The following is an 8216-nucleotide window of genomic DNA, read 5'->3' as shown; positions in this document are numbered from 1 at the left end:
GTGTGCTAATTCAGCGTTATTCTGTGAGGTGCCCTGCACCGCCGGTTCCGGTTTATCGCAACCGCTCAGCAGCAGCAACGCCAGGCCATATTTATAAATTGGGTTCTTTTCCATTAATCGTTACTCTCCCATTTTTGCTGATACTGTGGTTCAACCGGCACAAAATGACACAGTGACCTATAAAATGGATTATCATCACAATGCAGCTTATATTGTTGACTGCAATTTGGAGCAAAAGAATAACCGTAAGTTGGTTTTTCCTTTAAACGCGACACGAGCTCATCGAAATCGCGTAACTCTAGTTTATCGATGATATTATCCAACTCGTCATCACTATCAATGCCCGTCTGCAAGAATATCCGGATATTCTTTTGTGCCATTTTAACAATCGCATCTTCATTACCCGGATACACCGTTCCATCAGCGGTAATACGCGTCAACACCTTTTTCCATTCCCGTTTGGTCTGAATACTGGACAAAATAAACAATACCGCTTTTTTTCGTTCATGGTTGGTATCAGGAATGATGCCATCACCCTGGTTATTAATATCAATACGATCGTAGGCGCCGTCTAAGGTCAGGAGATACAGGGTTGTACCTTTTGCTTCAGGCGAATAGAGATACACTTTGCCAGGGTCGCTATTAATTTCAAACGCAAATTTATTCCGTTTTGCTGACTGGTCTCTTGCAATCATGATATCTGTAAATGTTTTTTTAATAAAACTATTAAAATCAATACAAACATCTTCAAAATCAGCAATCATCTTATCATAATATTCTTTGTATTTTTTCTCCTTGTCCATTAACAAAATATACCACAAGGCTTTAAACGCATCTTCCTCAATAATAACCCAGTGCTTATAGTCCATGCCATAGAGTTGATAGATAACCCATACGGCGAACTCCATAAACAGATCGGGTGTAATCTCCCCCTCCACGAGTCCCTTCGCGCCAGGGCCCAAACACAAACTACCATGCATATGGAATCTAAATTTTCCTTTAACAAAGCGGACCCTAAATTCACCGCTAGCCCCAGCACCTAACTGAACCTCGCCACCGACTTTAAGTGAACCCAAATCCTGAAATTCTCCTAAATGCTCTTCTTTCTTTTTATCATTTCCTTTTTGATTTTGCAGTTGAATTAATTTATCCATCGCTGAAGCGCCAAGCATTAATTCAGGATCAATATTTAACTTCCTTAACATGGCCGGGATTTCCGCGACCAGTGAAGTGAAGGGTTTCAGCCACTGTAATGTTCCCCCTAAACTTGCTCCAACTTTAGCGCCGCCAAAGGCTTCAGCTTTTACTTCAAGTCCTTTTTTTGCTTTGTCTTTATTACCCTTAACTTTTACACCTTCTTTTCGTTCTGCAAACGTCGAACTTTTGGTACGATTACCCATTAATAACTGTTTATTATTATGGGTCACAAACTGTAGGTTAGCTTCTACCTTAGCGGATGCGCCAACATACCCTGTTAATTCCCCGTCTACTTTTGCCCTTAGCACACCAATATTGGCTTCATCCGTATCATTAATCATAAATTTAAGAGGCCAACCTGTTCGGTCTGGAACATAAATCGTAGACGTTACTTTCCCGGAAAAAACCGTGAGTTCGGCCTGAGCTTCACCTTTTATTTTTGCTTGTCCAGTATCAGGATTCCAACTATTAAGCGTGGAGGCATTCGCTGTCAGGCGCATAAATTGAGCACCCGCGGACACATCAATATACTCACCCGTATGATTATATTTTTTCTCGTTCCATGCCTCAGCCCATTCAGTTAATGTCTGCTCATATTTGATGTTCGCATCAACAGTCATTGTGCGATCCATCATTTGTTTTATTTTCTCCTTGGCTGATTTAAATTTCCCTGACAATTCTTTTATATCGATACCAATGATATTATTATCTTTATCTTTGGTAAAAATACTATTTCCGTTAAAGTCATCTACTGAAATTACAGTAAGTTTACTTTCAAACTCTTTATAGTCCTCTTCTTTGATATATGAATAAAATCGTCCGAATGCCTTTTTTTTAACATTTTCAATTGGTATTAGCTCAACTATGGGTTTGTATCCGCTCTCTTCATTGAACTCTCCTAACTCCTGTTGTAGATTTTTAGTCGCTGTTTGTAACTCACCTTCAGCCTTTGAAATTTCCTTTTCCAGTTCAGGCAACCGATCCTTATTGGCAGTATCCTTTAACTGCACACCATACTTTTCAATAGCGTTGGAATATTTACTCTTTGCAATATGATGTGCGTTTACCAGATTGCTCAGCTTACTCATTGCATCCTCAAACGCGCTGGCATCCGCTTCATCAATAAAAATTAATTGTAATTTGTCAATCCTGAAATAGCATTGACAGGACTTAACAATCACAATCTTAACATTTGATTCAACCTTACTCGTTTGATGATCTGCTGCTGGCGTATCTGATCCGCTCATAATCTTTTCCCTGATTATTCAGATGTATAAATTAATAAATAATCACTTCACCGGACCTGGATGGTTAACGGCGCAGCGCGCGGTTTTGTCGGTTGGCAGGTATGGTCTGCTTTCCGGGTCCGCCTTATAACGCACCATGGTCAGCCCACGCCCCGGTCCCGAAAAGTCCTGGCTGCGCAGAACCCGCGTGTAGTACCCGTCCGGGTCTTTGAATACCGGCTGTTCCGGGCCCTGCGGGTCTTTTACCGGCGAATGGCTGTAGTATTCCGGGTCATACCAGTCCTTCATCCACTCCCAGCCGTTACCGGCCATGTCGTAAATCCCCAGAGGATTAGGAGGACGGAATTCCCGGGGAAGGGGAGAATCAATATCTAACGAGCTTTCGCTTTTACGGGCATAAATTTCCCGGTCCGTGGCGGTGGCTACATTGATGCCTTTCTGACCTTCAATACGGATAGTCCCATCGTCGGTGGGTGCCACCACAAATTTACCCCGGTTACGCGCCGCGTATTCCCACTGCGCTTCCGTCGGTAGCGAGAACGGCAGGCCTGTCACCTCACCCAGCCACGCGCAGTACCGCTCCGCTTCGTGCCAGTCCACATGCGCAGGTGCATCCGGGATTCGTCCTTTTTCTCTCCATCGTTTTAGTAGTCGTTTATCCACTTTTCTCCCGGAGAGGCCATTCCAGGCCAGATAAAACTGATACTGCTGGTTGCTGGCTTTAAACTTACTCAGCGAATAGCTGCTTAACTCCACCCTGTGTAAAGGTTTACTGTCTTTACGCCCGTCATACTGCAGCCTTTCCACGCCATATTCTTCGCCAAAATCGCCCATCAGGTATTCACCGCCTTCCACAAATACCAGCTCTGACTTTATTTGCGTCACAAATTCCTGCAGCCGGGCCTGGTCTTCCGTACTGTGCCGGGGTTTGACTGAGGTGGGGTTTTGATCGCAGCCGGCTACCACGCTGACTGCCAGACTCAGGAGTAATAACGGATATTTTATCTTCATGACCATTCCTTGGAATTAGCTCCAGACAGAGGTGAAAATGTTCCCATACGCGGATAGAAAGGGTTATCCGCCGTCGTTAAACGATACGCAGTCGTATTGTTCATCGTCAGGGCATATCCCCAGGCAGGCGTCGTTCTTAATCTTTTATAGATAAGATCCATTTCATTGACTTTATCTAAACCTTCCTGCAGAAAACGCCTTACCGCGTTCATTGAATTTTGCGCCACCATATATTTTAGGGCAGAGTTACCCTCTGCCATGTCACTCCCACTGGCATTAAATCGGCTAAATATCTGGAACCACTCCCGCTGCGTCTGAATGGATTGTAAAACAACAATAATGGCCTGCTTGCGCTCCTGATAAATATCGATAAAATAATCACCGCGATTATCAAAATCAAAATGATCTGAGATTCCATGACGGGTAAGCAGGTAGAGTAATATTCCTTTGGCCTCCGGGGTACGCATAAGAAGTAAATCAGGGCTATTAATAATATTTGCTGCTAACTGATTTCTTCTTTCAGAGTCATCAAAGACTGATTCAATACTTTCTACTAGGCTATTATATTTTACTTTTATTGTATTTAACGTTTCTTGTGAACTCTTTAGTCCTTTAGCTATTGAATCTTCCATATCTGAAAGTAACAAAACACTGACCAGGGTAAATGCCTCAAAAGCTTTCTGTGCCACTATTTCGAAAAAAGCGTAGTCTAATCCATACAGTTGATAAATGAGCCATTTTGAAAATTCATAGAACTTGTCAAAATCGACCTCTGCTTCAAAACTGCCTTTTGCCCCAATCCCAACACAGAGGCTGGCCGCGATTTTGAAACAAAACTTACCGTTCACAAAATCACACTGAAAAGTACCACCAATTCCGGCACCGGCCATTCCTACCAGGCTTTCAGTAAACGTACAAAAATCAGCGAACACGTTAGCTTCTTTAGCATCGTCTCCGGTCTTGCCCTGGCGCACGGTAAGTTCCGGCGGCTGCAACCACTGTACTCCACCAGCTAGCTTTAGTTCTGCGCGCGCGCCGCCAAAAGCTTCTGCGCTAACTTTGGTGCCATCTTCGTTTTCCTCTCTGGCCTTATGGAAGGTTGCACCGCTCACATGCCTCTCACTAAATCGCGGTAGACGCCCGGCGCTGTTACCCATAATCATTTGCTTACCGCCATAGGTGGTAACCTGCAATTGAGCTTCCGCCTGGGCGGAAGCCCCCACAAAACCAATCAGTGAGGTTTTCAGATAGACTCTGAGCATTCCCATTTTTAATGGTTCAGTTCGATTTTCAGGTTGGAATGTCAGGCTCCAGCCGACGCGATCTGGAAGATAAAATGTCGTTTCAACAATGCCAGAAGCCAGAGAAAGCGTGGCCTTGAACTCACCTTTAATGGCCAACTCGCCCGTTGATGGATCCCATTCGGCAGAAGCCGCCAAATTAGACGTGCAGCGCATGAACTGCGCACCAGCTGAAAAATCGATAAAGTGGCCAATTTCTTTATGCGAAACCAGACTGTTATTCCAGCTTTCTGCCCAGCCTGTTAACGTCTCATCTATTAATTTTTTGTCGATTGGATCAAAAAGGTTTACTCCCTTATTTTCGAACTCGAGATCTTTAATTTGCTTTTTTAATTTGGTAACTGAAATCCCAGTTATATTGCCATTTTCTCTTTTTAGGATATTATCTGCATCCGATTGTTTAAACTTTACTTTATGTTTGACTCCCTTCCCCAAATTATCAAAATATCCTTTTTTTGCAAAAGCATATCGTTTCTTAGTGCCAGCGCCACCATTTTTTCGAGAGATGGGGATGAGTTCAACAACATCATCATAACCAGCGCCTTCAGATTCAAACTTACCAATTACCTTTTGTAAAGCATTTCGTTTGTCAGTTAAATTAGCTTCTTGATTAGTAATATTGCTTTCTTTTTCTGTAAGGGCGGCGCTTTCCTCTATGTTTGAATTTAATAGTCCAAACTCCTCAACAGCTTTAGAGTATTCTTCGTTAGCCTGATGAAATTCATCAACTACCGTCATTATTTCACTGGCATGCTCATCAATATTTTTTGCTGCAGTCGTCGTTAAGAATAGTAATTCCTGACTTTCGGTGCAATAATAGATATCACATGATTCATGTGATATCTGCACGGTGTTATTTTCTTTTTTACTTAACTGATTCTCTGCTACGGGTAATGTGGATGTATCGCTCATGATACCAACCTGGTTTTATTCAAAGAATAACTTCATCGTCTGCGGTTCAAGGCCGTAATGAGATTGGGTATATCCATTCTCATCAGTTACACCACGAATAGTTTCACCACTTTCAGTTTCAATACGATATTTAATGTAAGGTTTAGGCTTACCATCCCCTTTATCAACAATCTGAAAAGAACCATTCATAGGGTATTTATATTGCGGGTCAGAAACATTCATCGGCTTAAGTGCTTTTTCCATGATACCTACTCCGCCCCACTGAATATCAGGGCTTTTTAGCTTAAGACTTCCAGGTGCTCCAAGCTCGATGGATCCATCTTTGATTTTTATATACGCCCCGCCAGTACTGGTTAGCGTAATCCCCTGTTGGGCGTTTAAAACAACTTCACCATTAACGCTATTAATATTCATCGTTTTATCTGACTGCAATCGCATGGCATCAGTTTGCGCCTGAATATCTATCATTCCTCTGGCAGCAAAAATTTTCATACCCATTTTTTGGGCAAACAGACTAATTGCTTCTCCAGCGGCAACGGTCAGACGTTTAAACAACGTCAGATCTGCATTTTCTCCCGTTGTGACAGTTAAAGAATGACCCGTGGTGAGCTGTATATTTTTGGGTGTGGCCACGCCTATGCCAGCAGGAGCATTCAGTAACAAACCCGCGCCTTTTAATTGCGCCAGCGTTTTCGTCAATTCTTGCTGTGAAGCGATATCAGCATCAAGTGAACCGGATACTTTGGCACTACTCGCTAACGCTGTAACCAGCTCAAGTGCATTTTGCAGCTCAGCAATTGCAGCACGCATATCCAACATCTCTCCTTGGGCCTGCGGCTGATTATAAGCACTAATTAAAACCCCTTTACCACCGCGTACCGCCACCCAGTCGTCGGTGCGCAGCTCCGCGCCCTCTCCCCGCATCGCGCGCTGCGCATCCACGTTATGCCCCAGGTTCAGTTGCGTCTTCCCGCCGTACTCGGTGCTGAGCTTGATGTGCTCCTCGCCCCGTTTGTCCTCCATGCGCAATTTGTTATTGGCGGGCGTGCGGATGACGTTACGGGTGTGGTTTGCCTCCGTCACGTGGTCAGGATGTCGGGAGTCATGCAGCGCATGGGCGATATAAGGCCGGTCCGGATCCCCTTCATGGAACGCCACCGCCACTTCTGTGCCCTGTATCAGCGGGAAGTGAATACCGTAGGTGTCGCCGCCATAGGGTTTGGCAAGGCGCACTGGCATACTTTCGTAGCCCTGTTGTTTATCATCACGATCCGCATCAAACTTAACCCAATAAAGCCCGCTCTGATTCAAATGAGCATATTCATCATTCTTTTTCGGGCTTGAAACACGTGCCATTAGCGTGCCGCTAATCACTGGCCGCGGTTTTAGTGGAGGTCTCCAACAGCGCGTTTCACTGTAAACGGTCGCCATCAACACCACTTGTAGTGCTTCCTTTCGGCTTGCGCTGAATGAAACCGCCGTAACCAGCAAGCTGTTACACACACTGGCAGGAAGCGTTGGGACAGGTGTGGATTCCGTAATATTCAGGACCTGAGCCGGGCTGAGGCTTACATCGGTTGATAATCCAGTGATTGTGGCTTGTGAGGAGAGATAACGCTCATGTTCCAGACGAGCCCAAAAATTCCCTGTCTCAGGCGATGGAGATACCTTATCACCCGTTTCAAGATGGCGCGGGCGATAGTGGTAAACATCCCCGTAAGTCACCCCGTCACCGTCACCGTAAGTCATATCGGCTTGTGCAGAAAATAATATTTTCTGTGCCTGACGATGGTTATAGTCCCCAGCAGTAACCGATGCCTGCACTGCAGACTGGTGGAACTGAATATCCCAGACTGAGTCGATACCATTGTCATTCATTCCGGAGGGACTATTCAGCGGTAATGTTTTGCCAAACTCCCATGCGCTTTGTTTGTCAGCAAAATAGATCACTTCAGTACCAGCATCAGGCTGAAGCCTGAAGAAGAAGAATATTCCCACTTCAGAGAGCAAACGTTCAATAAAGACCAGATCGCTTTCGTGATACTGATTAATTTGCTCTCGTTTTGGATATTCCATTGCCAAATCAAAATTATATTCCCAGTCTTTTAAACCATGCTCCTGTAAAATTTTACTAACAACGTCCGGAACTGACATATTTATAAAAAAACGGTGCGTGCGAAATTGATTTTTCAACAACGCGACAAAAGGTTCAATGATTAACTGATAGGTTGCCTGGTCTTTTGAACCACTTATACGATGGAAAGATGTCACAATACCATGTACCACTTTTCGGGCAGTTAACTCACTTAACTTCCCTATTCCCATGGTCAATGTAGTCGATTTTCTAAGTATCGACTCTGCTGCAATGTCTTTATCATTGCTGGAAAAATGAACTACATATCGATACAGCGAACTCATTTCCTCCGTACCACTAAAATTAATAACATCCAGTACAGACTTGCATGAAGGGATATACAATTGATAACGGTTTAACGTATTTTCAGATATAAATAACATCCCACCACCCAGTGATTCAGACATTCCCATA

4 protein-coding genes are annotated in these 8216 nt (G+C 44.0%); all 4 read right to left on the bottom strand.

Features of this window, described 5'->3' with window-relative positions; all coding sequences use genetic code 11:
• Positions 1-113: 113 nt before the first annotated feature.
• Genes N0B36_RS17440 through N0B36_RS17425 form a run of 4 tightly spaced genes read right to left on the bottom strand, consistent with a single transcriptional unit; the run spans position 114 to position 8215 of the window.
• Positions 114-2444, bottom strand: coding sequence for a hypothetical protein (locus tag N0B36_RS17440; protein ID WP_259688671.1), 2331 nt, complete (start codon positions 2442-2444; stop codon positions 114-116).
• A gap of 42 nt (positions 2445-2486) precedes the next feature.
• The gene (locus N0B36_RS17435; protein ID WP_259688670.1) at positions 2487-3455 is read right to left on the bottom strand and encodes a formylglycine-generating enzyme family protein; all 969 of its coding nucleotides are present in this window, start codon (positions 3453-3455) and stop codon (positions 2487-2489) included.
• Entirely contained in the window at positions 3452-5668 is a 2217-nt protein-coding gene (locus tag N0B36_RS17430) for an ATPase (protein ID WP_259688669.1), read from the bottom strand. The genes N0B36_RS17435 and N0B36_RS17430 overlap by 4 nt, the downstream gene beginning before the upstream one ends.
• Positions 5669-5683: 15 nt before the next feature.
• On the bottom strand, positions 5684-8215 hold the full coding sequence (locus tag N0B36_RS17425) for a type VI secretion system Vgr family protein (RefSeq protein WP_259688668.1): 2532 nt from the start codon (positions 8213-8215) through the stop codon (positions 5684-5686).
• Between the last annotated feature and the right edge of the window lies 1 nt (position 8216).

Origin of the sequence: Citrobacter sp. XY323, assembly GCF_025106035.1 — a bacterium.
Lineage (GTDB): Bacteria > Pseudomonadota > Gammaproteobacteria > Enterobacterales > Enterobacteriaceae > Citrobacter > Citrobacter braakii.
This window is presented reverse-complemented; position numbering and strand designations above follow the sequence as displayed.